The organism is Streptomyces corchorusii, from assembly GCF_001514055.1.
GTDB lineage: Bacteria > Actinomycetota > Actinomycetes > Streptomycetales > Streptomycetaceae > Streptomyces > Streptomyces olivaceoviridis.
In genome coordinates this window covers 27,040-48,153 of sequence record NZ_KQ948377.1, presented here as the reverse complement: position 1 = coordinate 48,153, position 21,114 = coordinate 27,040, and the positions used below count along the sequence as shown (strand labels likewise).

Here is a 21,114-nt window from a genome sequence, read left to right as displayed (position 1 = left end):
CACCGGCTCAGTAGACCGGCTTCTCCGGCTCGATCTGGTTGACCCAGCCGATGACGCCGCCGCCGACGTGGACCGCGTCGGAGAAGCCCGCGGACTTCAGGACCGCGAGGACTTCCGCACTGCGGACACCCGTCTTGCAGTGCAGGACGATCTTCTTGTCCTGCGGCAGGCTCTCCAGGGCGGTGCCCATGAGGAACTCGTTCTTGGGGATCAGCTTGGCGCCCGGGATGGAGACGATCTCGTACTCGTTCTGCTCGCGGACGTCGATGATCTCGATGTTCTCGCCGTCGTCGATCCACTCCTTGAGCTGCTTCGGAGTGATCGTGGAGTCGGCCGCCGCCGCCTGGGCCTCCTCGGAGACGACGCCGCAGAAGGCCTCGTAGTCGATGAGCTCGGTGACCGTCGGGTTCTCGCCGCAGACCGCGCAGTCGGGGTCCTTGCGGACCTTGACCTGGCGGTACTGCATCTCCAGGGCGTCGTAGATCATCAGCCGGCCGACCAGCGGCTCACCGGTGCCGGTGAGGACCTTGATCGCCTCGGTGACCTGGATGGAGCCGATGGACGCACACAGCACGCCCAGCACGCCGCCCTCGGCGCAGGAGGGGACCATGCCGGGGGGCGGGGGCTCCGGGTAGAGGCAGCGGTAGCAGGGGCCGTGCTCGGACCAGAACACCGAGGCCTGGCCGTCGAAGCGGTAGATCGAGCCCCACACGTACGGCTTGTTGAGCAGCACGCACGCGTCGTTGACCAGGTAGCGGGTCGCGAAGTTGTCGGTGCCGTCGACGATCAGGTCGTACTGGCTGAAGATGTCCATCACGTTGTCGGCTTCGAGCCGCTCCTCGTGAAGGATCACGTTCACGTACGGGTTGATGCCCTTGACGCTGTCGCGCGCGGACTCGGCCTTGGAACGGCCGATGTCGGACTGGCTGTGGATGATCTGGCGCTGCAGGTTCGACTCGTCGACCTCGTCGAACTCCACGATGCCAAGGGTGCCCACGCCCGCGGCGGCCAGGTACATCAGCGCCGGCGAGCCCAGGCCGCCCGCACCCACACAGAGCACCTTGGCGTTCTTCAGCCGCTTCTGCCCGTCCATGCCCACGTCGGGGATGATCAGGTGGCGGGAGTACCTGCGGACCTCGTCTACGGTGAGCTCAGGAGCTGGCTCGACCAGGGGTGGCAGCGACACGGGGACTCCGTTGGTCGGTCGATCACTACAGTTGTTCTCCTCGTAACACTGCCACGGCCTTCTTCATTCCGAGACACCTGTTCCGACCCGCGAGACGATGTCGTCCCAGTAGCCGGGCATGGTCTCCCAGGGGTCCACGCGACCGTCCCTGTCCGTACGGTCCGTGAAGTAGATCGTGCCCGCCCCCTGCCAGCGGGCGATCCGCAGTGCCTCGTCCAGGTGGCCGCGCGGCACGCCGTGCACGAAGTGGCAGAAGCGGTCGGGCGGGTAGTCGGCGGTCCACTCGGCCGCCTGCGACCAGCGGTAGTCGGACCAGGGGCCGCAGAAGGTCACCAGTTGGTCGGCGTTCTCGGCGTAGCCGGGGTGCGGGTGCCGGCCGTGACCGAGGACGATGTGGGCGGTGTCACTGATCGCGCGGAGCGTGGTGATCGCGCGGCGCACCTCGGGGAGCGCGGTGCGCTCGGTGGGGCAGCGGTCCAGCAGGAAGCCGTCGACGCCGTACCAGTCGAGGTGGCGGTGGGCGTCGGAGAGCAGGTCGCCGAAGCCGCGGGCGCCGTAGGTGAGGTCCAGGTGGCCGAGGACGCGGACGCCGGCGGCGCGGAGCCGGCCCGCGGCTTCCAGGCAGTGCGGGTCGGGGCGGGTGCCGGGGCCGGCGGCGACGTCGAGGACCACCCAGTCCAGCGGTGTGCCGGGGCGGGCGAGCTCCGCCCACTGGGCCGGGGCGACGAGCGGGTGGGCGTAGCCGGGGACGCCGAGGCCGGTGCGGACGCCCGTGCTGGTGGCGCCCGCCGCGGTGCTGGTCAGATGCGGCATGCCGCCTCCATCCAGATGTCGGCCAGGGATTCTTCGAGGTTGATCCGGGGCCGCCAGCCGAGCCGGTCGCGGGCGGTGCGCACATCGGCCTGCTGCCAGCTGCCGCAGCCGTCCGGGTACGGGTACGCCACCGGGACCGCGTGCTCGGAGTCGGCGCGGGGGTGCCCGATGGCACTGCGCAGCGGCCCGGGAGGGGCGTCCAGTTCGTGGAGGGCGCCGCCGTACCCGGCCACGCGCGCGAGGACGGCGGCGGCGTCTCTGAGCCGGACGGCGCGGCCGGAGCCGATGTTGATCACGCCCTGCGCGGCGGAGAGCGAGGCGGCGTGCACGGCCCGGGCCACATCGCGGACGTCGACGAAGTCGCGCTGGACGCCGAGGCCGCCGAGCTTGAGTTCGCCGTCGTGGGACTGCATGGCGCGGCGCATGGCCTCGGCGAGCCGGCCGAGCGGGGAGCCGGCGGGGGTGCCGGGGCCGGCCGGGGAGAACACCCGCAGCACGACGGCGTCCAGGCCGGAGCCGAGGACCAGTTCGGTCGCGGCGAGCTTGCTGACGCCGTACGGGCCGCCGGGGCGCGGCACGGCGTCCTCGGCCGTGGAGGAACCGGGCTGGCTGGGGCCGTACTCGGAACCGCAGCCGATCTGCACCAGGCGGGCGCCGCAGCCGCTGCGGCGCAGGGCCTCGCAGACGGTGGCCACGGCGACCGTGTTGTGCCGGGTGAGGTCGCGGGCGCCCCCGCGCGTGGCGCCGGCGCAGTTGATGACGACTCCGGGGTGGACCGCGTCGAGGAAGCGGGTGAGCGCGCCCGGGCTGCCGGTGGCGAGGTCGAAGCGGACGTCGGCGTCGTCGCCGCGGCCGAGCGCGGTGAGCTGGACGGCCGGGTCGGCGAGCAGGCGGTCGGCGACGAAGCGGCCGATGAATCCGTTGGCTCCGATCAGCAGGACCCTCATCGGGCGGCTCCCGGGGTGTGCGCGCCGGTGGTACCGGCCGTCTCGACGGCTCCTTCGGCTGCGCCGGGCGCTCCGGTGGTTCCGGGGGTTCCGGACGCTCCGGGTCGGGAGGTGGTCATCTGGTGTTCTCCTTCAGGGGTCGTGCGGTGGCCTCCGGCGGTGCGTCGGGCCGGTGGCGGAAGGTTCATTCGGGTGCTCCCGTCGGCGCGTGGGCCGATGCCCGGGTGAGGGTGCGGCCGGCGTGCCGGAGCAGGGCGAGGGCGGCGGTGCCGCAGGCGAGGGCCGGTACGGCGGTCTCACCCCAGGCGGCGACGAGGGTCTCCACGGGGGCCGCCAGGAAGGCGCAGCCGGGCAGCCGGCCGGCCAGGGGCAGCGCCAGGGCCGCCGCCTCCGTGGCCACGGCGGCGCCCAGCGCGAGGGCGGGGGCGTGCCGGTGGCGGTGCGTGGTGAGCAGGCGGGCGAGCAGCAGCAGGGCGCCCAGGGTGAGGGCCTGCGGGTAGGCCGCGGGTGCGTGCAGGAGGGTGCCGCAGAGCGCGAGCAGTGCGGCGAGGGCGCCCAGGAAGACGGCGAGCGCGCCGAGCAGCAGGGGTCTCGCGGCTGCCGTGAAGTCCTCCAGGTCCCGGCTGCGGGCGAGCCTGCGGCGGGCGCCGGCGGCGAGGAGGTGGGCGGACCAGGCCGCCGGGGCGCAGGACAGCAGGAGGGCCAGGACGGGCGCGGTGGCCGTGGGCCAGGGGCCGTCCGGGGCCATGGTGGGCGGGGTGTCGGGGCCGCCGGTCAGGACGGAGTGGAGGAGGCCGTTGCCGAGGAGGGCGTATCCGAGCAGCCAGAGCGTCCCCGCGCGCGTGCCGACCGTGGTGCCCCACGCGCGTGTGCCGGGCGGGCCGGCGAGCGGGCCGCGACGCAGGGCCGCGCGCGTGGCGAGGGCGACGGCGAGGAGGCCACCGAGTGCCACCGACTGGCGGGGGTGCCCCTGGGTGAGGCGCAGTCCGGTCACCGTGGCCGCTGCGAGCGCTCCGGGCAGGAGGGAGAGCAGGACCCAGCCGGCGCGGACGCGGGGCACCGGTACGGGCTCGGGTTCCGGGCGCGGCTCGGCGGTGCGCGGCACGCGCGCGTAGAGCTCTTCGGCGAGCGAGAAGACGTCACGGTGCCGGAAGCGGGCGGCGGCGCGGTCGGTGAGGCCGTGCGCCTCCAGCCCCGCGGCGATCTCCAATGGGTCCACGGCCCGCTCGCACAGTTCCCGGTGCCGGTGCAGCAGGGACTTCACCGGGTCGACGGACCCCCGGCGGGGCGCGGGGGCCCACCGCCGCCGGGCACCCTCCCCCTGCCCCGCCTCCGGTACGGGCGGGGACGAGTCGCGGTGGCGGGCAGGTGCGGTCGGGGCGAGCGGAGTGTCGGGGCCGTGCGCGGAGAGCTGCCAGGCGGAGACGGCCGGTGGTCCGGAGGGCTGCCCCGCAGGGGCGGCCGGTAAGGGGGAGGGCTGCCCAGCAGGGGCGCACGACGACGCCACGGCTTGTGGGGAACGCTCGCCGGCTTGTGCGGGACGCGCGTCGGGCACGCCCGTCAGCCACTCCCCCGACCGTGTGTCCCACGGTCCGGCTCCGCTCGGCGTCCCCGGCCGGTCCGCTCCGATCGGCTCGGTCCAGTCCGGCGCGTCGCCTTCGCTGACGGAGTCGGCATCGCCCGGCCCACCCGCCGGGCCGGTGACCGGCCCCTCCGTCGGACGAGCGTCCAGCTCGCTCATCGGGCGCCCTCCGTGGCCAGCGGGGTCGCTCGGACCGGGGCGTTCGTGGCCCAGGTGGGGAGGGAGCGGGGAAGGGCGCGGGGTGTGGGGCCGGTCCAGTGGCCGGGGACGTGGGACTCGGCGGGGGCGGCGAACGGCAGGGGGTCCCCGGACTCGTCCAGGACCACCCGGCGGACCGGGCAGTGCGAAACGATCTCCAGGTAAATGCCGTGAAATGCCGTGATGTTCCGCTCGACGGTGAACAGTTCGAGCGCCCGGGCGCGCGCCGCGGCACCGAGGCGCTCACGGCGTTCGGGGTCGCGCAGCAGCGCCACGCACGCCTCGGCGAGCGCCCTGGGGTTGCGCGGGGGCACGACCAGTCCCGTGCCGCCGATGACCTCCACCACCGCGCCCACGTCCGTGGACACGGTGGCCCGGCCGCAGAACATCGCCTCGACGAGACTGATCGGGAAGCCCTCCACGACGCTGGAGAGGACGACGACCGCTCCGGCGGCGTACGCGTCGGGCAGCGTCGGGGCGTCGGGGGCGCCGATCTCCTCGAAGGAGACGGGGTTGTCGCCCACGGCGTGCGCGCCCTCCGCCTCGTCCGGGAACAGCTGCGCGGCGAGCGCGCGGCAGTGCCCCAGGTACGCCTCGCCCTCGGCACCGGAGGGCGCGCCGACGATCCGCAGCCGGGCCTCGGGCTCCTCCTTGCGCACCTCCGCGAAGGCGTGCAGCAGCGACACCAGGTCCTTGGCGGGATCCACGCGCCCCACCCAGACCAGGGTGTGCGGGTCGGCACGGTCCGGGGACTCGCCGGCCTCCGTGAACCGGTCGGCCGCCATGCCCGGGTACACGGTGCGGATCCGGGTGCGGTCGGCGCCGCACCGTTCCTGCCAGCGGCGGGCGTGGGCGTTGCCCGGGGTGAGGATCTCGGCTCCCCGGTAGACCTCGGCGGCGAGCCGGCCGTGGAAGGCGCCGAGGAGGGCGCGTACGGAGGGGGTGGCGGCGTCGGGGCCGAGGGTCAGGTAGTGCGAGCGGAGGTGCACGCCGTATTCGGTGACCAGTAGCGGCACCCCGGAGAAGTGCCGGGCGAGGAGGCCGCAGAGGGCGGCCGGGCCGCCCGAGGTGGCGTGGCACAGGTCGGCCCCGCCGAGGGCGTCGTCGCCGTACCAGTCGAGGGAGAGGGGGCGCAGGGCGCGTTCCAGGTGCGCGGTGACGGTGAGCAGATCGGGTACGCGCGCCTCGCGCGCCGTGCGCAGCGCGCGAGGGGCGCGGCAGGCGCGCTCCAGTGTGCGCACGGCCGCGTCGGAACGCAGGGCTGCGACGAGTCCGCCCTCCTCGCGGGCGAGTTCGGCGAGCGCGTACAGGGCGCTGCCGAAACGGTCCGCCAGAACGGCGGGAGCGTCCTGTGACCGGATCTCCGACGCGCGCGCGGACCCGACCCCGGCCCGGGCGCTCCCCGTGCGCTCGGTCCCGGCCCCGGCGCACACCGCCGCCACCAGCTCCCCGTAGTACTCGGCGAAGCGCCGGCGTGCGCGTCGCCCGTACGTGACCCCGTCGTCCGCGGCCGTCCACAGCGGCGCTGTACGCACCCGGCCGACCTGCGGTGGGAGCGGGACCAAGCCCTCGGTCTCCTGGTGCCGGCCGCGGCTGAGCGCGTAGACGTCGAACTCGTGCTGGTCGAGCCCGTGCACGAGCCGGTCGCACCAGAGCATGGCGTCACCGCCCACATAGGGGTAGCCACCCTCGGTAACCAGTCCTATGCGCACGTGTGCACCCCCGATCTCCCGTCTGGGGAGCCGCCGTTGTCCTGGCGGCTCGCAGCGGGACGAACGTAAGGGGACAAGGCGGTGGTGCGACGGACGGTTGTCCGTCGCACCACCAAAAGGGGTGAACGGTCGTAACTTTCGCGTGCGGGTCGCGTTCCGTCGCGCTAAGGGATCAGACAGTGATCACCCGAGCGCGAAACGTTACGCCGCCCCGCTACACCGCTGCCGGTTCGCGCCGGGCGGCGCGCCGCCGGGCCGCCAGTTCCGGGTCGAGCGCGGGTACGGCGGCTAGGAGCTGCTTGGTGTACGGCTCGCGCGGGCTGTCGTACACCTCGTCGGCGGCCCCGTACTCGACGAGCCGGCCGCGCCGCATCACCGCGACCCGGTCGCTGACCTGGCGGACGACGGCGAGGTCGTGCGCGATGAACACCAGCGCGAGGCCGAGCTCTCGCTGGAGTTCGCCGAGCAGGGCGACCACCTGCGCCTGCGTGGTGACGTCCAGCGCGGAGACGGGCTCGTCGCAGACGATGGCGCGCGGCTCCGCGGCGAGCGCCCGCGCGATGCCGATCCGCTGGCGCTGTCCGCCGCTGAACTCGTGCGGGTACCGGTCGTAGTGCGCCCCTTCGAGCCCCACGCGCTCCAGCAGTTCGGTCACACGCCCCCGGATGCGCGCCTCGTCCCGTTCGCCGCGCGCGCGGAGCGGGTCGGCGATGGACTCGCCCACGCTGCGGCGCGGGTTGAGGGAGGAGACGGGGTCCTGGAAGACCATCTGGACGGACGGGTTCACGCCGGTGTGCGGGCGCCCTTCGTAGCGGATCTCCCCGGCGGTCGGCTCCAGCAGGCCGACGAGCATGCGGCCGAGCGTGGTCTTGCCGCTGCCGCTCTCGCCGACCACGCCGAGGGTCTCCCCGCGCCGGACGGTCACCGAGACGTCGTCCACGGCCGCGAACGCCCGCTTGCCGCGCCCGAACTCGCGCCGTACGCCGGTGGCCTCCAGCACGACCTCGTCGCCGGCCGGGGAGCCGGTGCGGCGGGCGTCCACGCGCGGGACGGCGTCGAGGAGCTCCCGGGTGTAGGGCTCGGCGGGTGCCGCGAGGATCGCGCCCACCGGGCCGCGCTCGACGGCCCGGCCCTGCCGCATGACGAGGACGTCGTCCACGCTCTCGGCGGCCACGCCCACGTCGTGGGTGACGAGCAGCAGGCCCATGCCGGTCTCCTCGCGCAGCCCGTGCAGCAGGTCGAGGATCTGGGCCTGGACGGTGACGTCGAGGGCGGTGGTCGGCTCGTCGGCGATCAGCAGGTCGGGCGCGCAGGCGAGGGCCATGGCGATGAGGGCGCGCTGGCGCATGCCGCCGCTGAACTCGTGCGGCCGGGACCGGGACCGCCGTGCCGCGTCCGGGATCCCCACCCGCTCCAGCACCTCGACGGCACGCGCGCGTGCGGCACGGCGCGACACGCGCGTGTGGACGCGGTAGACCTCGGCGATCTGGTCGCCGATGGCGTAGTACGGGTCGAGCGAGGACAGCGGGTCCTGGAAGACCATGGCGGCCTTGGCGCCGCGCAGCCGGCGCAGCTCCTCGTCGGAGGCCGCCTGTACGTCGGTGCCGGCCACCCGCACCGAGCCGCCGACCCGGGCTCCGGTGCCCCGGTGCAGGCCCAGCAGGGCGCCCGCGACCGTGGACTTGCCGGAGCCGGACTCGCCGACCAGGGCCAGGGCGGCGCCCTTCGCCAGGCGGAAGGAGAGCCCGTCGACGGCGCGCAGGGCGCCGAACTCGACGGTCAGGTCCGTCACGTCCACCAGGCTGTTGTCCGCCGCGTCCACGCTCGTGTCCGCCGCTTCCACCAGGCTCATGCGAGTACCACCCGTCGGTCGGCCACCGCGTACAGGACGTCCGCGACGGCGTTGGCGAGGACCACGAAGAAGCCGGTCACCAGGACCATGCCGACGACCACCGGCAGGTCGACGACCTTCACCGCGTGCACCAGCTCCTGGCCGATGCCGGGGAGGCCGAAGAGGGTCTCGGTGAGGACGGCGCCGCCGACCGCGGAGCCCACGTTGTTGGCGTTCAGCGCGATCACGGGCGCGAGGGCGCCGCGCAGGGCGTGCCGGCCGACGACGGAGCGCTCCGCGACGCCGTACGCGCGGAAGGTGCGGATGTGGTCCTCGGCGAGGGTCTCCAGCATGGCCGCGCGGGTGAGGCGGGCGAAGGCCGCCGCCTCGATCAGGGCGAGCGAGAGCCAGGGCAGCAGGAGGTTCCACGCCCACTGCTCGGGGTCGTCCGAGAAGTTCACGTACTGCGGGAAGGGCAGCAGTTGCAGTTGGCCGCAGACGACGATCATCAGCACGAGGCCGATGACGAAGACGGGCGTGGCCATACCCGCGAGGGTGACGGCGGTCAGCACGCGCTCGGAGACCCGGCCGCGTCGCCAGGCGGACAGCACACCGGTGCCGATGCCGAGGAGGAGCCACAGCACCATGGCGCCGAGGACCAGCGACACACTGACCGGCAGCTTCGTCAGGATGATGTCCAGCACCTGCTGGTCGGTCTGGTACGACTGCCCCAGGCAGGGCGCGGCGCAGTGCTCGACGGAGGTGCCCGTGGAGAAGTCCTGGCCGACGAACAGTCCCTGGAGGAAGTGCCAGTAGCGCAGGTAGAGGGGGTCGCCCAGCTTGAGCTGCTCGGCGACCTGGTGCACCTGTTCCGGAGAGCAGCGCGGGCCGCAGGTGATCTGGGCGACGTTGCCGGGGGTGACGTAGAAGACGACGTAGACGATCACCGAGATGGCGAGCAGGGTGACGACCGCGCCGACGGCACGGCGCAGCAGGAATCCGCCGAAGCCGCTCATGCGGAGGCCTCCTTCTCGTTCGCGCTCCGGGCCGCCCCTCGGGTCGAGCCGTCGGTCGCGTTCTCGGGTGCCTTCGCAGTCGCGTTCTCGGGCGCGTTCCCGGTCCCGGTGGTGTCCTTGCGGCCGGTGCCGACGCGCAGGCGGGAGGCGGCGCGCGGGTCGAGGGCGGTGCGCACGCCGTCGCCGAGGACGGTGAGGGCGAGAACGGTGACGAACAAGGCGCCGGCCGGCAGCAGCAGGTACTGGGGGGCCGCCTGGTACCAGACGTCCGCGGCGGTCAGCATCTGGCCCCAGGACGGGGTGGGCGGCTTCACGCCGACGCCGAGGAAGGACAGCGCGGCCTCGACGGAGATGTTCGCGGGCACCAGCAGCGCGGCGTACGTGATGACGGGCGCGGCGAGGCCGGGCAGGAGTTCGCGGCGCGCGATCCGCCAGGCGCCCCAGCCGCTCAGCCGGGCGGCGGAGACGTAGTCGAGGCCCTTCAGGGAGAGGGTCTGGGCCCGTACGATCTTCGCGATGGTGCCCCAGGCGATCAGGCCGATCACCAGGGTGACCAGGACCGGCCGGGGGAAGCTGGAGGGCACGATGGCCAGCAGCGCCAACGACATGATCATCAAGGGCATCGAGACGATGATGTCCGTGGCCCGGCTCAACAGTTGATCAATCCATCGGTTGCCGAGCGCGGCGGCCACGCCGACCGTGACCCCGATGGCGATCTGGACCACCGTCGCCGCGAGCGCGACGCCCAGCGACACCCGGGCTCCGTAGACGAGCCGGGCGAACATGTCCCGTCCGGTCTGCGGTTCGACGCCCAGCCAGTGGTCGGCGCCGGCGCCGCCGAAGGAGCCGATGGGCACGCCCCCGCGCGCGGAGTCGATCAGGGTCGGGTGGTAGGTGGTGGGGTCCTGGCCCTCCAGCGCGGTGAGCAGCGGCGCGGCGAGCGCGACCAGGACGAGCAGCGCGACGACCGCCGCGGCGACCAGGGCGGCGCGCTGCGCCCGCAGCCGCCGCCAGAACTGACGTGCCCCCGAGACCGCCGGGACGGGGGTGCCCGTCCCGGCGGTCTCGACGACGGCAAGTGCCTCGCTCACGGCGCTACTTCACCGAGACCTGGGAGATGTCCAGGACGCCGGTCCAGTCGCTGATGACGATGTTCTTGACGTCCTTGCCGTACAGGCGCTTGTAGACCGGGTGGAACAGCGGCACGACCAGGGCCTGCTCGCCGATCTTCTTGTCCAGGGCGCCCCAGCGCTGGGCGGCGGCGTCAAGGTCGGTCAACTTGTTGATCGCGTCAATCTCGTCATTGACCGACTTGTCGTTGAGCTGGCCCGTGTTGAAGTTCGCTCCATCCTTGACGATCTGCCGGCCGTCGAAGATGGGGGCGAGGAAGGGACCGCCGGAGGGCCAGTCGGCACCCCAGCGGGCGAGGAAGAGACCGGGCTCGGTCTTCACGCTGTGGATCTTGTCCCGGTAGTCGTTCTCCTCCAGACCCTGGAGCTTGACCGTGATGCCCGCCTTCTTGAGCGCGTCCTGGACGGCGGTGGCGATCTCCGGGCTGGTCTCGAAGTCCTTGCTGTTGGAGTGGGTCAGCGTGATGGTGAGACCGCTGGAGTAGCCGGCCTGCTTCAGCAGTTCCCTGGCCTTCGCCGGGTTGCCGGACTTGCCCGCCGGGAACGGGTCGTACGGCGTGTAGCCGAAGGACTTCTGGTTCGGCAGGAAGGTGGTGGCGGGCTCGGCGAGGGCGCTGCCGCCGGCCGCGTTGACCACGGAGGACCGGTCGATGGCGTAGGCGACCGCCTGGCGCACCTTGGGGTTGTCGAACGGCTTCACCTTCGGGTTGAAGGCGAGGTAGTTCGTGTAGCCGAAGTGGCCGGTGCCCACGCGCGCGGCCAGCTCCTTGTCGCCGGTCACCTTGGCGAGTTCGGCCGGGCCGAGGTTGGTGTCCGTGGTGACGGCGGCGGCGTCCGCGCCCTGGGACGCGGACAGCCGCTGGTTGATCACCGAGGAGTCCAGGCCGGAACGCACGTCGATCCGGTCTGGGTACGCCTTGCGCTCCTCGTCGGTCGCCGCCGACCACTGCGTGTTGCGCTCCAGGACGAGGTGCTCGCCGTCGTTCTCGTTCTTGACGACCTTGTACGGGCCGGACGAGACCGGGTGCGACTCGTACTTGGTGCCCGTGTCCTTGCTCCGGGGGACCGGGGCGAACTGCGTCTGGGTGGCGAGGTACGGGAACTCGCCCTCGGGCTTGTTCAGGTGGAAGACGATCGTCCGGGAGTCCGGCGTCTCGATCGCGGACAGGCCCTTCTTGTCCTTGTACGGCCCCTGGTAGTCGGCGGCGCCGACCAGCCAGTCCCGCAGGTAGGGGGCGCCGCCGGAGAGTTCGGGGGCGAAGGAGCGCTCGATGCCGTACTTGATGTCGGCCGAGGTGATCGGCGAGCCGTCCTCGTACTTCAGGCCCTTCTTCAGGGTGTACGTCCACACGGTCGCGTCCTTGTTGGGGCGCCCGGTGTCGGTGGCGAGGTCGGGGACGACCTTGGCGCCGGCCGCGCCGTTCTCGCGGTTGCGCGTGGTGAGGGTGCGGAAGACCAGCGAGGGAACGTTCCCGCCCCCGGAGGTGTACAGGCGCGCCGGGTCGAAGTCGGACTGCGGCTGCGAGTTCAGGACCGTGAGCGTGCCGCCCTTGTGGGGCGTGGAGTCGCCACCGGAACCCTTGGCATCGTTGTCCTTCGGGCCGCAGGCGGCGGCGCCCGCTGCCACGACCAGGCTGACGGATGCCGCTGCCACGCGGCGCGCTATGACGGACGGTTGACGCATCGGAATGACGACCTCTCGGGGTGACGTGGCGGGGTTGGTCGAGGGTTTCTCGACTGATGAGACATGTGGACGAGGAGTGAGACGTCTGCGGACAGACGTCGGCCCCGGCGTCGGGTCGTCGAAAAAATCCGTGACGCGGTCACGGACGGAAGGGAGAAAGGGGTCGCGACGCGAACGCCGGGGAGGCGGCGTCAGCGACAGTGGATGTCGGCTACGCAGAGCGCGGTCACGCCGATGAGCGCCAGCTCGATGGCGGCGCTCCTCCGGACGGCATGACTAGACCACATGGGCAGAAATATGGACGACCATGCGGCTGATGTCAATGTGACGCAAGGGGCGTCTGTCAACTAGCGGGGTAGGGCCAGGGATTGGGCCGGCAGTGGATTCCGTCGTGGTCCAGGAACTTGGTCTGCTGCTGCATGACGGGCGCGAGCTCGCCGTCCTTCTGGCAGCTGACGTGTCCGTGGCCGAGCCGGTGGCCGACCTCATGATTGATCAACATTTGCCGGTACGCATGGATCCGGTCACCGTACGTCTTGCTTCCCTGAGCCCACCGGTACGCATTGATCATGACGCGTTCGGTCGCGGCCGAGTCGCAGGAAACGTTGTCCTCCGTGGTGTCCAGGCCCGACTTGGCACACCACTTCGCCGTGGTGCCGGGGCTGGCCAGCGTGATCACGAAGTCGGGCTTGCCGGAGGAGACCCGCTCGAAGGTACGGGCGCCGCCGTGGGCCCAGCTGCGCTTGTCGTTGAGGGTCTGCTGCACGGCCTCGGCGAACAGCGCGCCGTCCAGTCCGAGCCCCTGCTCGACGTCGACGCGGTACCGGTACTTCTGCCCGGAGCCGGGGGCCTTGTCGACCCCGGGCACGGCGTCGAACTTCCCCGAGCCTTCCAACGTGGCGGCGAGCGGATACTTCTTGGCCATCTTCTGGTCGTACGTCAGCGTCACCGCGCTCGGTGCGGCGGAGGGCACAGACGCACCCGAGGCGTCACCCGGGAGGCCCGCCTGGCCGGCCTGGCCGGCGGCCGACCGCGACCGCGCGCCGGCGCCGTCGCGCCCCTTGGTCACCTGTCCGGCGACGACCACCGCGAGCACGGTGGTGACGGCAGCCGCCGCGATGCCGGCGAACGCCCACCCCTTGGTCCCGCCGCGCTGCCCGGGCACACCCGCGCCGGGCGCGGGGGCCGCGGCGTTCCCGGTGTCCCGTGGGCCGTCCCCGGAGCCGTCGAAGGCTTCCAGGTACTCCTGCCGGGGCCCTTGGCGGCGCCGTGTCCCTCCCGGGCCCGGGGCGCCCGGCTCGGCCTGCCGCTGCCGGGGCAACACGACACCGGGCCCGCCGGTGCCGGCCCGCCGCCCGGCGAACTCCCCCCAGCCCCCGCCGGCTTCGCGCTGCTCGGGATGCCCGCCCCGCGCACCCTGCGCCGACGCCTCACCGGCAAACCCCGGCACGCCGTGGGCCGGGGTACCGTCCGCGAACCCCGGCACACCGCGCGCGCGAGTGCCGTCGGACGGACGAGGCGTACCCGCGGGGCCGCCTCCCGGCAGCCGGGCCGCGCCGCCCCTGTCGCCCCTGTCGCCCTCCGGGCGCGCACCGCGCCCGTCCTCGGCGCGTGCGCCGCGCCGCTCTTCCCGCCGTGCGGCTATGTCCGCGGCATCGCCCTTCGGGGCCGGTCCGCGGCGGCTGTGGCGTCCCACCCCCGACCTCAGCTCCTCGCGCCCGGGGCGACCGCGTGGGCGCCCTCGCCGGAGCCGGCCGTCTGCGCCAGCAGCTCCCGGAACGCGCCCGCCACCACGTCGGGGTACTCCATCATCGCCACGTGCCCGGCGTCCGGCAGGGACAGCAGCCGGGAGTCGCGGAAGGCGCGTGCGGCCTTGCGGGCCATGCGGAAGCCGACGAGCTGGTCCCGGCCGCCGTAGATCAGCAGCGTGGGGGCCAGCACCCGCTCGGCCTGGCGCCACAGCCCGTGCTGCCCGCCGAGCGTGTAGGCGTTGACGATCCCGCGCGCGGAGCGGGTCATCGCGTCCCAGAAGTACGGCAGCCGCTGCCGCCGCTCCAGTTCCTCCACGGCGTACCGGAACGCCTCCGGTGAGACCCGGCCGGGGTCGCCGTAGCACAGGGCCATGACGCCGCGTACGCGCTGCTCGGCCGTCCACTCCCTGGTGAACCGGGTGAAGAGCGCGGCGATGCCCGGTACGCCGAGCAGGGCGGTCGGCACCGCACTGCGCTGCACCCGCAGCTCGGGCAGGGCGGGTGAGACGAGCGTGAGCGTGCGGACCAGGTCGGGGCGTACGGCGGCGACGCGCGTGGCGACCGCGCCGCCGAGCGAGTTGCCGAAGAGGTGGACCGGGCCGCGGCCGGCCGCGTCGAGGTAGCGGATCACCGCGCGCGCGTGCCCGGTGACGGAGTAGTCGCCGTCGTCCGGGGGCGGGGAGTCGCCGAAGCCCGGGAGGTCGAGCGCCTCGCTGCCGACGACGCCGTCCAGCTCGGCCATGAGCGCCGACCAGTTCTGCGAGGAGCCGCCGAGCCCGTGGACGTACAGCGCGGTCGGCAGGTCCTCGCGCGCGGGGGGCCGGGAACGGACCGTCAGGGTGACGCCGGGCAGGCCCACGGACCGCAGCCGCTCGCCCTCGCCGACCTGGACGGGCGCCACCCTGGGGAGCACACTGGCGGCCGGCACGGAGGGCGACTCGGTCGAAGACATGCGGCAATGTTACGAGGTGATCACGTCAGGGTTGGTGTGTTCGCCGTCACAGATTGAACCGCGCGGATCCGGAGAACCGGGCACCGAACGGGCCTGACGGCATGGCGTCCGGATCTGCCGTCTCCTAGGCTCGTACAGAGGGCACCCGCGTGTGGGCACCCGCGTGTGGCCCCTGCCGCTTCCAGGGACGTCCGTAGGAAGGGAGCCCACCATGGCCTATGACCCCACCGAGCCCGACGCGATCGAGGACATCGAGGACATCGAGGACCTGGAGGCCGACGCGGCGGCGGAGAGGGACGTCGAGGCGCCCGAGGTGGACGCCGCCGAGCAGCACGCGGACATCGCGCCGGACCGCGACGACCCCCTGACGGGCGTGGACCCGTACCGGGGCAACGAGGCCGACCTCTTGGAACAGGCGCGCGTGGTCTCGCTCGACGAGGACGACTACCGCTGATCCCGCCGCGGACGGCCGCCCCCGCGCTGACGGAGGGCCGTCGCTCGCGCCGGCGAGGGGCGCTCACGCCTGACCTCGCAGGACCGCACGGACCCCGCCCGGCCCTGGTCGGCGGGCCGTACGGCTTTCGCCACCCGTCCGGTACGTGAAATTCTGCGCTCGCACCGCGCACACCACGGTTACCGAAAAGTACGATGGCCGCGCGGCCGACACCGCATGTGGACGACTTTGGGAGGCGGCGTGACAGCCATCGAGCAAACTGAGGCGGCGCGCCCACGGGGCACCCGGCTGCCGCGCCGAGCCCGGCGGAACCAGTTGCTGGGCGCCGCTCAGGAGGTTTTCGTCGCGCAGGGCTACCACGCGGCGGCGATGGACGACATCGCCGAGCGGGCCGGCGTGAGCAAGCCGGTGCTCTACCAGCACTTCCCCGGCAAGCTCGACCTCTACCTCGCCCTGCTGGACCAGCACTGCGAGTCGCTGATCCAGGCGGTGCGCGGCGCGCTGGCGTCGACGACCGACAACAAGCAGCGCGTCCGGGCGACGATGGACGCCTACTTCGCCTACGTGGAGGACGACGGCGGCGCCTTCCGCCTGGTCTTCGAATCGGACCTGACGAACGAGCCCGCGGTGCGCGAGCGCGTGGACAAGGTCACCAACGAGTGCGCCGAGGCGATCTGCGACGTCATCGCCGAGGACACCGGCCTCTCGCGCGCGGAGTCGATGCTGCTCGCCTCCGGTCTCGGCGGGCTCGCCCAGGTGGTCGCCCGCTCCTGGCTGCACAGCGACCGCAGCGTGCCGCGCGACCAGGCGGTGCAGCTGCTGACCTCGCTGGCCTGGCGCGGCATCGCCGGTTTCCCGCTGCACGGCAGCGAGCACCACTGAGGCCGTTTGTTCCCGCACTGTGTTCGCTCCTGGCGTTCGGGCCCGCAGCGTGTACGCCCCCTCACCGGGCTAATGTGTGCAGCGTAGGGCGCGGAAGATCGCGCACATCACTGACCGTCGGAGGGACATAGCCGTGGAGGTCAAGATCGGCGTGCAGCACGCGCCCCGCGAGATCGTTCTGGAGAGCGGTCAGAGCGTCGAGGAGGTCGAGCGCGTGGTGGCCGAGGCGCTGGCCGGCAAGACGGGGCTGCTCAGCCTCCAGGACGAGAAGGGCCGCAAGGTCCTCGTGCCGACGGACCGTCTGGCGTACGTGGACATCGGCGAGCCGACCGTGCGCAAGGTCGGTTTCGGCACGCTGTAGGCCGCAGTCGCGAGAAGGGCCCGGCGGCCGTGTGCCGCCGGGCCCTTCCGCGTGACGTGCGCACGGATGGAGCACAGGTCCTTCACAGGGCAGGATTGCAATCCGCAGGTCACGGGTATGACGGGCTACGACCGTCGAGCCAGACCGGCCGTGGGAGGGACCCCCGACATGATCCTCGAAGCACTCGGCTCCGCCGTGCTCGGTCTGATCCTCGCGTGGGCGGCGGCCCAGCGCCTCGCCCACCGGCTGCCGGCCCGCCCGCTGGTGTACTGCACGGGCATCGCCGGAGCCCTCTTCGGCGACTTCGTCACCCGCACCGCCCTGGGCCCCGGCACGGCCCTGCTCAGCCTCCTGGGCGCCGCGGTCATCTCGGTCGCGTCCCTGTCCCTGCTCCTCCGCCCCGCGGGCCGCCTCCGCCGCCGATCAGCGACGGCGTAGGGACCGCGCCCCCGAAGGGGCGCGGGGAACCACGCGGTCAACCACGACGCACCCGCGGTCGCGCGACACCCCGCGACCGCCCCCGACGAAGCGCTACGCCGCCAGGCCCAGCGCGGCCATCCGCTTCGTGTGCGCCTCGGTGATCCGCGAGAACATCCTGCCGACCTCGGCGAGGTCGAACCCGTCGGCCACCCCGCCCACGAGCATCGTGGACAGCGCGTCCCGGTCGGCGACCACCCGCTGGGACTGCGACAGCGCCTCCCCCATCAGCCGCCGCGCCCACAGCGCCAGCCGGCCGCCCACGCGCGGGTCGGCGTCGATGGCGGCCCGCACCTTCTCCACCGCGAACCCGGCGTGCCCGGTGTCGTCGAGGACGGCGAGCACCAGCTCGCGCGTGTCGGAGTCGAGACGGGCCGCGACCTCCCGGTAGAAGTCGCTCGCGATCGAGTCGCCGACGTACGCCTTGACCAGGCCCTCCAGCCAGTCCGAGGGCGCGGTCTGCCGGTGGAAGCCGTCGAGCGCGGCGACGAACGGGTCCATCGCCGCCGTGGGCTCCTCGCCGATCTCGGTCAGCCGGTCCCGCAGCCGTTCGAAGTGGTGGAACTCGGCCGAGGCCATCTTCGCCAGCTCCGCCTTGTCCGCGAGGGTCGGCGCCAGCTTGGCGTCCTCCGCGAGCCGCTCGAACGCCGCCAGCTCCCCGTACGCGAGAGCGCCGAGCAGATCCACGACCGCCGCGCGGTACTGCGGGTCGGCGGACGCCTGCGCCCAATCCTGGGCGGCGACACCGGTGGGTTCGGCGGGTTCGGCGGACGCGTTCTCAGGCTTGTCAGAGCTAGTCATGAGGCGCACAATAGTCCGCTCCACGCCCCGCTCAAGCCCTGGTCAACGAGTGTGACCACGACTACGTGACCAAATCGGCCATCGCATGTGCGCGATTCCGGGGTATGGTGGTAATGCGCCTGCCAGAGTGCGTCGACGATGCTCGACGTGTCACGACAGGCCGCACGCATGAGGATGCCCGGTCGGTGGCCCGATCGGCTCCGACCCGACAGCCCTCCAAGGCCGTACGGCAGTGATCGTACGACGACAGGAGGGAACCCTCAGCGGTACGAGCGCTAGAGCGTCGGCAGAGGTCCCGTGTCATACGGCTTGCCCGAGTGGTTCGTCCGTACGGCAGCCGACGTCCCCGGCACGGTCAGACATGACCCCCGCTCGCTCGCCTCGCACCGCGCACACAGAAGAGGCAGCACCCTGACTACGACGTTTCGAGAACTCGGAATCCTCCCCGAGACCGCCGAGGCCCTGGAGGCCGTCGGCATCACCACCCCCTTCCCCATCCAGGAGATGACACTCCCCGTCGCCCTCTCCGGCACGGATGTCATCGGCCAGGCCAAGACCGGCACCGGCAAGACGCTGGGCTTCGGTCTCCCGCTCCTGGAGCGCGTCACCGTCCCCGCCGACGTCGAGGCCGGACGCGCCGCCCCCGAGGCCCTGACGGACGCTCCGCAGGCGCTCGTCGTCGTCCCCACGCGCGAGCTGTGCACCCAGGTCACCAACGACCTGCTGACGGCCGGCAAGGTCCGTAACGTGCGCGTGGTCGCGATCTACGGCGGCCGGGCCTACGAGCCCCAGGTGGAGGCCCTGAAGAAGGGCGTCGACGTGGTCGTCGGCACCCCGGGCCGCCTGCTCGACCTCGCGGGCCAGAAGAAGCTCGACCTGAAGCACGTCAAGTGCCTGGTCCTCGACGAGGCCGACGAGATGCTCGACCTGGGCTTCCTGCCCGACGTCGAGAAGATCGTCAACATGCTGCCGGCCAAGCGCCAGACGATGCTGTTCTCGGCCACGATGCCGGGCGCGGTCATCGGCCTCGCCCGCCGCTACATGTCCCGGCCCACGCACATCCGCGCCACCGCGCCGGACGACGAGGGCGCCACGGTCGCGAACATCAAGCAGTTCGTCTACCGCGCGCACAACATGGACAAGCCGGAGATGGTCGCCCGCATCCTCCAGGCCGAGGGCCGCGGGCTGGCGATGATCTTCTGCCGTACCAAGCGCACGGCCGCCGACATCGCCGAGCAGCTCCAGCGCCGCGGGTTCGCCTCCGGCGCGGTCCACGGCGACCTCGGCCAGGGCGCCCGCGAGCAGGCCCTGCGGGCCTTCCGCAACGGCAAGGTCGACGTCCTCGTCTGCACCGACGTCGCCGCGCGCGGCATCGACGTCGAGGGCGTGACCCACGTCATCAACTACCAGTCCCCCGAGGACGAGAAGACGTACCTGCACCGCATCGGCCGCACCGGCCGCGCGGGCGCCAAGGGTACGGCGATCACGTTCGTCGACTGGGACGACATCCCGCGCTGGCAGCTGATCAACAAGGCGCTGGAGCTGGACTTCAACGACCCGGTGGAGACGTATTCGAGCTCCCCGCACCTGTTCTCCGACCTCGGCATCCCCGAGGGCACCAAGGGCACCCTGCCCCGCTCCGCGCGGACCCGTGCCGGGCTGGACGCGGAGGAGCTGGAGGACCTGGGCGAGACCGGCGGACGGGGCGGTCGCGGCCGTGGTGGCCGCGGTGGCCGTGCCGAGTCGGCCCCGGCCGAGCGCGAGCGTCCGGCTCGTACGCCGCGCCGCCGTCGCCGCACGCGCGGTGGCACCCCGCTGGACGCCTCCCCGGCCGCGCCGGCCGCGGAGACCTCCGGTACCGAGGAGGCGCCGGCCGCGCCCCGCACCCCGCGCCGCCGTCGCCGTACGCGCGGCGGAGCGTCGGCGGAGCCGGTGACGGCCGCCGCCACGCCGACGACGGCCCCCGAGGCCGCCGTCGAGACGGTGACCATCGCCGAGGACCTCGCTGCCCTCGACACCCCGGAGAAGCCGCGCCGCCGCCGCACCCGTCGGTCGTCCGCGACCGAGACCCCGGTGACCGAGTCCCCGGTGACCGAGTCCGCCGTGGCCCCGGCTCAGGCCGAGCCCCCGGTGGCCGAGCCCGTCGCCGCACCCGTGAGCGCGGACAGCCCGGTGGCGGAGCCCGCCGCCGAGGCCGCCCCGGCCGCGGAGGCCAAGCCGCGTCGCCGCACCCGCAAGACGGCCGAGGCCGCGACCCCGGCGGAGACGGCACTGGACACGGCGGAGGCCACCGAGGCGAAGCCGCGCCGCACGCGGAAGACCGCCGCAGCCGCGCCGGAGGCCCCCGAGGCCGAGGCCAAGCCGCGCCGGACCCGCAAGACCACGGCTGCCGCCGAGGCCGCCGTGGACACCGCCGAGGGCACGGAAACCAAGCCCCGACGCACCCGCAAGGCAGCGGAGCCGGTCACGACCGACGCCCCTGAGGCCGAGGCCAAGCCCCGTCGCACCCGGAAGACCGCCGCTGCCGCCGAGGCCGCCGTGGACACCGCGGAAGCGACCGAGGCCAAGCCGCGCCGGACCCGTAAGGCCACGGTCGCCGAGCCCGAGACGGCCGAGGCCGAGGCCAAGCCGCGCCGGACCCGCAAGACCGCGGCTGCCGCACCCGAGGCCACCGAACCGGAGGCCGAGGCCAAGCCGCGGCGTACGCGGAAGACCGCCGCTGCCGCCGAGGCCGCTGTCGACACGGCCGAGGGCACGGAAGCCAAGCCGCGCCGTACGCGGAAGGCCACCGCAGCCGCCGAGGCCGCCGTGGACACCGCGGAGGCCACCGAGGCCAAGCCGCGCCGCACCCGCAAGACCGCCGCCACGGCACCCGACGCCACCGAACCGGAGGCCGAGGCCAAGCCGCGGCGCACCCGCAAGACCGCCGCAGCCGCGCCGGAAGCCCCCGAGGCCGAGGCCAAGCCCCGACGCACCCGCAAGACGGCCACCGCGGCCGTGGACGCGGTCGACGGGGAGGCGGTCACCGCTCCGAAGGCACGACGGACCCGCAAGGCCGTTGCCGAGGCGGCTGTTCCGGAGATTCCGGCGCAGGCCACCGAGGAGCCGGAGGCCAAGCCGCGGCGCCGGGCCCGCAAGACCGCGGCGTCCGCTGCCGAGGCGGCCGGTGAGAGCGTCGAGACGACGCCCAAGCCGCGCCGGACCCGTAAGGCCACGGCGGTCGTGGAGGCTCCGGAGGCCTGACCGCACCCGGTGTGTGCGGCAGCGTAAGTGCCGGTCCGATGGCCGGGTTCACGACAGTGGACCCGGCCATCGGCGTTTGCAGAGGCACTTGGCG

Annotated in this window: 18 protein-coding genes; 5 read left to right on the top strand and 13 right to left on the bottom strand. The window is 73.3% G+C overall.

Annotated elements, in window-relative coordinates; translation table 11 throughout:
- Positions 1 to 7 precede the first annotated feature (7 nt).
- From moeZ to AQJ11_RS41715, 12 genes are all read right to left on the bottom strand, one after another.
- Positions 8 to 1,186 carry an adenylyltransferase/sulfurtransferase MoeZ gene (gene moeZ / locus AQJ11_RS41765; RefSeq protein WP_014674845.1) on the bottom strand — a complete coding sequence of 393 codons (1,179 nt, stop codon included), beginning with the start codon at positions 1,184 to 1,186 and terminating at the stop codon, positions 8 to 10.
- Between the two features lie 63 nt (positions 1,187 to 1,249).
- Positions 1,250 to 1,999 carry a spherulation-specific family 4 protein gene (locus tag AQJ11_RS41760; RefSeq protein WP_014674844.1) on the bottom strand — a complete coding sequence of 250 codons (750 nt, stop codon included), beginning with the start codon at positions 1,997 to 1,999 and terminating at the stop codon, positions 1,250 to 1,252.
- Positions 1,987 to 2,946, bottom strand: coding sequence for an NAD-dependent epimerase/dehydratase family protein (locus AQJ11_RS41755; protein WP_058081830.1), 960 nt, complete (start codon positions 2,944 to 2,946; stop codon positions 1,987 to 1,989). Before AQJ11_RS41755 ends, AQJ11_RS41760 begins: the two co-directional genes overlap by 13 nt.
- Before the next feature lie 184 nt (positions 2,947 to 3,130).
- A complete protein-coding gene (locus AQJ11_RS41750; protein WP_398781504.1) occupies positions 3,131 to 4,576 on the bottom strand; it encodes a hypothetical protein in 1,446 nt (481 codons plus the stop codon).
- A 107-nt stretch (positions 4,577 to 4,683) separates the two neighbouring features.
- On the bottom strand, positions 4,684 to 6,438 hold the full coding sequence (locus AQJ11_RS41745; protein ID WP_079082671.1) for a DUF3492 domain-containing protein: 1,755 nt from the start codon (positions 6,436 to 6,438) through the stop codon (positions 4,684 to 4,686).
- Positions 6,439 to 6,652: 214 nt separating this feature from the next.
- Positions 6,653 to 8,290, bottom strand: a complete 1,638-nt coding sequence (locus AQJ11_RS41740) for a dipeptide ABC transporter ATP-binding protein (RefSeq protein ID WP_059266941.1) — start codon at positions 8,288 to 8,290, stop codon at positions 6,653 to 6,655.
- Positions 8,287 to 9,285, bottom strand: a complete 999-nt coding sequence (locus AQJ11_RS41735; protein WP_014674839.1) for an ABC transporter permease — start codon at positions 9,283 to 9,285, stop codon at positions 8,287 to 8,289. The genes AQJ11_RS41740 and AQJ11_RS41735 overlap by 4 nt, the downstream gene beginning before the upstream one ends.
- Positions 9,282 to 10,376: an ABC transporter permease gene (locus tag AQJ11_RS41730; RefSeq protein WP_059266940.1), complete on the bottom strand. Its 1,095-nt coding sequence runs from the start codon at positions 10,374 to 10,376 to the stop codon at positions 9,282 to 9,284. The genes AQJ11_RS41735 and AQJ11_RS41730 overlap by 4 nt, the downstream gene beginning before the upstream one ends.
- 4 nt (positions 10,377 to 10,380) lie before the next feature.
- Complete coding sequence (locus tag AQJ11_RS41725; RefSeq protein WP_041665489.1) at positions 10,381 to 12,099, bottom strand: ABC transporter substrate-binding protein; 1,719 nt, start codon at positions 12,097 to 12,099, stop codon at positions 10,381 to 10,383.
- 191 nt (positions 12,100 to 12,290) lie between these two features.
- Positions 12,291 to 12,386 carry an Ms4533A family Cys-rich leader peptide gene (locus tag AQJ11_RS52565; protein ID WP_324614463.1) on the bottom strand — a complete coding sequence of 32 codons (96 nt, stop codon included), beginning with the start codon at positions 12,384 to 12,386 and terminating at the stop codon, positions 12,291 to 12,293.
- Between the two features lie 56 nt (positions 12,387 to 12,442).
- Positions 12,443 to 13,744 (bottom strand): DUF3152 domain-containing protein, encoded by a 1,302-nt coding sequence (locus tag AQJ11_RS41720; RefSeq protein ID WP_425265030.1) that lies wholly within the window; start codon positions 13,742 to 13,744, stop codon positions 12,443 to 12,445.
- Between the two features lie 59 nt (positions 13,745 to 13,803).
- Positions 13,804 to 14,802 carry an alpha/beta fold hydrolase gene (locus AQJ11_RS41715; RefSeq protein WP_058081825.1) on the bottom strand — a complete coding sequence of 333 codons (999 nt, stop codon included), beginning with the start codon at positions 14,800 to 14,802 and terminating at the stop codon, positions 13,804 to 13,806.
- Between the two features lie 211 nt (positions 14,803 to 15,013).
- Here AQJ11_RS41715 and AQJ11_RS41710 point away from each other — a divergent pair, with 211 nt between their 5' ends.
- From AQJ11_RS41710 to AQJ11_RS41695, 4 genes are all read left to right on the top strand, one after another.
- Positions 15,014 to 15,256: a hypothetical protein gene (locus AQJ11_RS41710; RefSeq protein WP_058081824.1), complete on the top strand. Its 243-nt coding sequence runs from the start codon at positions 15,014 to 15,016 to the stop codon at positions 15,254 to 15,256.
- A 240-nt stretch (positions 15,257 to 15,496) separates the two neighbouring features.
- Positions 15,497 to 16,138: a TetR/AcrR family transcriptional regulator gene (locus tag AQJ11_RS41705; protein WP_030649695.1), complete on the top strand. Its 642-nt coding sequence runs from the start codon at positions 15,497 to 15,499 to the stop codon at positions 16,136 to 16,138.
- Between the two features lie 133 nt (positions 16,139 to 16,271).
- Complete coding sequence (locus AQJ11_RS41700; protein ID WP_014674832.1) at positions 16,272 to 16,499, top strand: DUF3107 domain-containing protein; 228 nt, start codon at positions 16,272 to 16,274, stop codon at positions 16,497 to 16,499.
- Positions 16,500 to 16,667: 168 nt separating this feature from the next.
- Positions 16,668 to 16,937 (top strand): hypothetical protein, encoded by a 270-nt coding sequence (locus AQJ11_RS41695; RefSeq protein ID WP_059266939.1) that lies wholly within the window; start codon positions 16,668 to 16,670, stop codon positions 16,935 to 16,937.
- A 93-nt stretch (positions 16,938 to 17,030) separates the two neighbouring features.
- Here the strand turns inward: AQJ11_RS41695 and AQJ11_RS41690 are convergent, their stop codons facing one another.
- Positions 17,031 to 17,777, bottom strand: coding sequence for a ferritin-like fold-containing protein (locus AQJ11_RS41690; protein ID WP_231406414.1), 747 nt, complete (start codon positions 17,775 to 17,777; stop codon positions 17,031 to 17,033).
- Between the two features lie 504 nt (positions 17,778 to 18,281).
- Between AQJ11_RS41690 and AQJ11_RS41685 the strand changes: the two genes are divergently transcribed.
- On the top strand, positions 18,282 to 21,020 hold the full coding sequence (locus AQJ11_RS41685) for a DEAD/DEAH box helicase (protein ID WP_107120962.1): 2,739 nt from the start codon (positions 18,282 to 18,284) through the stop codon (positions 21,018 to 21,020).
- Positions 21,021 to 21,114 lie beyond the last annotated feature (94 nt).